This window comes from Qipengyuania pacifica, from assembly GCF_019857205.1.
Lineage (GTDB): Bacteria > Pseudomonadota > Alphaproteobacteria > Sphingomonadales > Sphingomonadaceae > Qipengyuania > Qipengyuania pacifica.
The window spans coordinates 1-3,701 of the sequence record NZ_JAHWXO010000030.1 but is presented as its reverse complement, the minus strand read 5'-3'; the positions used below and the strand labels follow the sequence as shown (position 1 = coordinate 3,701).

At 59.9% G+C, this 3,701-nt stretch carries 5 protein-coding genes; 2 read left to right on the top strand and 3 right to left on the bottom strand.

Annotated elements, in window-relative coordinates; all coding sequences use genetic code 11:
• Both KYK83_RS16930 and KYK83_RS16925 read left to right on the top strand, forming a co-directional pair.
• A partial coding sequence (locus KYK83_RS16930) for an ArdC family protein (RefSeq protein ID WP_248284544.1) occupies positions 1-586 on the top strand: 586 nt, incomplete at its 5' end.
• Between the two features lie 11 nt (positions 587-597).
• Positions 598-1,038: a hypothetical protein gene (locus KYK83_RS16925; protein ID WP_196847449.1), complete on the top strand. Its 441-nt coding sequence runs from the start codon at positions 598-600 to the stop codon at positions 1,036-1,038.
• 20 nt (positions 1,039-1,058) lie between these two features.
• Here the strand turns inward: KYK83_RS16925 and KYK83_RS16920 are convergent, their stop codons facing one another.
• From KYK83_RS16920 to KYK83_RS16910, 3 genes are all read right to left on the bottom strand, one after another.
• Positions 1,059-1,553, bottom strand: a complete 495-nt coding sequence (locus KYK83_RS16920) for a class I SAM-dependent methyltransferase (protein WP_234036480.1) — start codon at positions 1,551-1,553, stop codon at positions 1,059-1,061.
• 117 nt (positions 1,554-1,670) lie between these two features.
• Complete coding sequence (locus KYK83_RS16915; RefSeq protein ID WP_119511781.1) at positions 1,671-3,023, bottom strand: MBL fold metallo-hydrolase; 1,353 nt, start codon at positions 3,021-3,023, stop codon at positions 1,671-1,673.
• A gap of 242 nt (positions 3,024-3,265) precedes the next feature.
• Positions 3,266-3,701 (bottom strand): STAS domain-containing protein (locus KYK83_RS16910; protein WP_222829082.1); only part of this gene is annotated, 436 nt, incomplete at its 5' end.

The window sequence follows — 3,701 nt, the reverse complement described above, 5'->3', positions numbered from 1 at the left end:
GAACCGGCGCGTGCTCAAGGCCTATGCCGTGTTCAACGCTGACCAGTGCGATGGCCTCCCTGCATTTTACCATCCCAAGCCGCTGGTTGCCGCATTTGAGCCCGAAGGACGCGAAGACCGGCTCGATGCCTTCTTTGCTCATATTGGCGCAGACCTTCGCCACCATGGCGCGCAGGCCTATTACGAGCCGCTGCGCGACCGGGTTACCATGCCGCCAGCCGAACTCTTCGAAGCCTACGACCACTACTATGCGACGCTCGCACACGAGCTGTCGCACTGGACGGGTCATTCTTCGCGGCTCGACCGCGAACTCAAGAACCGCTTTGGCAGCGATGCCTATGCTGCCGAGGAACTGATCGCTGAACTTTCGTCGGCCATCCTTGGAGCCGAACTGGGTCTCCCGGTCGCCCACCTCGACAATCACGCCAGCTACATCGCCTCCTGGCTCAAGATCCTCAAATCGGACGAGCGCGCGATCCTCACCGCTGCGGCCAAGGCCGAGGAAGCGGCCAGCCTGCTGCTTGGACTGGGCGGATACCAATCAAGCGATGGCGAGGCCGACATCGATCTCGCTGATGCAGCCTGAGGAGCTGTGAGATGGGACGTTCCGTCAGCTATCCGACTGGCTCCGTGGTGGCCTTTCGCCTGCGCGATGAAGGCGAAGAGGAAGCCACCGACTGGGCCTACGAGTGCCTCGTAGACGAGATCATCGAAACCACAAAGGCAGCCTTTCCTTCCTTTCAGCGCTTCGAAGGATGGCGTGGCCGCGAAAATCGTATCCTCCTGCGCAACGCCTTCGCCGATTCCGGCATATCGACCTATTGCGGCCTTGCCGCGATCTGGCTCGCCGAACGCGACGATGCCAGGTACTGGGAGGCCGACTTCTACAACCCACGAACGGCGAGGGCGCGGCACTGGCTCGGCCAGGTGTCGGGACGGTTCATCGACCTGTTCGGTGAGCTGCGCCTGATCGGACGGTTATCGAACGGCGAAGCGATCTTCGAGCGAGACGTCGCGGCTTTGCAACAACCCAAATAACAGGCCCGAATGCCCCCTGCTCAGAGAGGTTTCCGTGCAACGAGATCGATAAGTGCCGATTTGCCGGAGTTCCCGGTGCCCTCTTCCATCTCGGCATCGTAGGAGGCCAAACCTTCGATGTGCCAATCGGCGAATGCCGCATCCAGAAGCTGTTCGGAATATAGATTCTCGATAGTCTGCGGCCCTCCCGTGCCATAGCCCAGTTGTTCCTCACGATAGCCTTCGAGAAGCAGGATCCCACCCGGTTTGAGGGTGCGGCGCAGATCGTCGAACATCCTGTTTCGCAAACGGGGTCTGGCAAACTGGATGAAGATCGCGATTACCGCATCGAAGCCCTCCTCTGGCCAGTCCCAATCGGTCAGGTCTGCCCGTATGAAGTCTACATCGACGCCGCGTTCCTTGGCCAGGCGGCGCGCCTTGTCGATTGCTACTCGCGATATGTCGGTTGCGACAACGCTATGTCCGTTCTGCGCGAGGAAAACGCTGTTGCGCCCCTCGCCATCGGCGATCGCCAAAACCTTCGATCCGGGCGCGAGCCGATTGGCTTCTCGGGCGAGAAACGCGTTGGGCCTCGTTCCGAAAAGGTAATCGTCCGGTGCGTAGCCTCATTCCAGAAGGCCGCCTGGTCCGGTTCAGCCATTGGCCGCCTTCCACGCACCCATGGAGCCGAGATAGACGTCCAGCTTGTCGAAGCCGCGGCTCGCTAACCACCCGGCAGCAACCGTGGCACGCATCCCGCTGGCACACATCAACGTGTAATGCTGCGCCGGATCGAGTTTGCGATAGCGCTCGTTAAGTTCGCCCACATAAATATGCTCGGAACCTTCGATCGCATCTGACGCACGTTCGTCCGCATCCCTGACATCAAGCAACGTCCACCCATCTTCGCCGCCTTCCAGGCGACGCTCGATTTCCTCGGTTCCGATCATCGGGATAGTCCGCATCGCCTTGCCCTGCGCAGCGGCAGGCACGACGCCGATATAACCGCCTTCGATATTGTCGAGTGCGATCCGCACGAGATGCGTCATGGCAGCTTCGAGCTGGTCTTCATCGGAAGCAATGAGAGCGACACTCTCGCCTTCGCGGATGAACCATCCGGCGAATGCCGAGATCATGCCGACCGGCAGATTCATCGAACCGGGAAGATGGCCTGACGCAAAGGCAAGCGGTTCGCGCACATCCACCCGGTGATCGACGTCGATGTCGCCCAATTCGGACAGCGACAGGCGTTTGGGCCGCATCACGCGAGGCGCAGGATCGCCGCCCTCCAGATTAAGGCGCTCCATCAACCGGAAATAGGGCGGCTGGTAATGGTTTTCCTCCACCTTGAAGTCGATGAAGGCATCCCGGCTTTCGAACTGCAGGCGCGGATTGTTCGCGCGCTCGTGGCCGAGGGTCGAGAACTCGCGTTCGGCCATTCCCGATCCGCAGACAGATCCCGCTCCATGTGCCGGGTAGAGAATGACTTGGTCCCCAAGCGCCATAATCTTCTGCAGCGAGTCGTAAAGGAGGCCAGCGACCTCGCGCTTGCGATCGGGATAGAAATCGGTGCGACCGACGTCGCCGACGAACAGCGCGTCTCCAGTGAACACGCCGACTGGCCCATCGGGATAGGCAGTGTCGTGGAGCACAAAAGCAAGATGATCGTCCGTATGTCCGGGCGTTTCCAGCACTCGAATTTTGAGCTGGCCGATTTCAAACTCATCACCCTCGTGCGCCGTGTCGGCATATTCGACCGTTTCCGCAGGATTGGGACCGTGCAGGACACGCGCGCCGGTTAGTTCTTTCAGGATGGGCGCCCCGGACACCAGATCCTCGTTGCGATGTGTTTCGAAGATATGGCAAATCTCCAGCCCCTCGGCGCGTGCCATTTCCACATAGCATTCGCAGTCGCGGCGCGGATCGATGACGGCTGCCTTGCCGCCCGAACCAATCAGGTAGGACAGGTGGGACAGGCCGGGTGTCTTGATTTTCTCGAGCAGCATGATGCCTCCTTTGACGATAAAAAGCTGGACCGGCGTGAACCGATCCTGCTTTCAAAAGATCCGATGACGCGTCACGCTCAATCCTTTTTCACCGGGCGCAAGTAAGAGCGAAGTGCGGTCAAGCCCTCTAGGAAGGAAGCTTTCGCATCCTCGTCGGAAACCCAAGGAGGAATGACCGCATCCTTGTGCGATCACAGCTTCAATCTCGCGGCGACGCGCATCCTTGTCAGTAATGACAGGCATCAAATCATCCCTCGTGCGGCATCCCCGATTGGTTCGGCAGGTGGCCCGCCATTGGCGGAGAGTTCTCTGAAAGCACGGTTCTGCGACAGAAACACCTGCCCGTTGAGATCGTCGATAAAATGGGTCCGCTTCAGCCGGTCCATCACCGGACCCTTCACTTCGGAAAGGTGGAGGCCGATCCCAGCGTCGATCATGCGATGGTTGATCGCTTCGAGGCTTTCGAGACCGGAGGCATCGATTTCATTGACCGCGCTGCACATCAGGATCAGGTGCCGCACGTCGGGCCGGTCGGCGATCTCCTCCAGCACGTATTCCTCCAGCCAGCGCGCGTTGAGATAGGTCAGGCTCTCGTCGATCCGGATCGACAGCACGTGCGGAACCGTGAAGACCTTGTGCCGATCCATATTGCGAAAGTGTTCGGTCTCGGGGACGCGT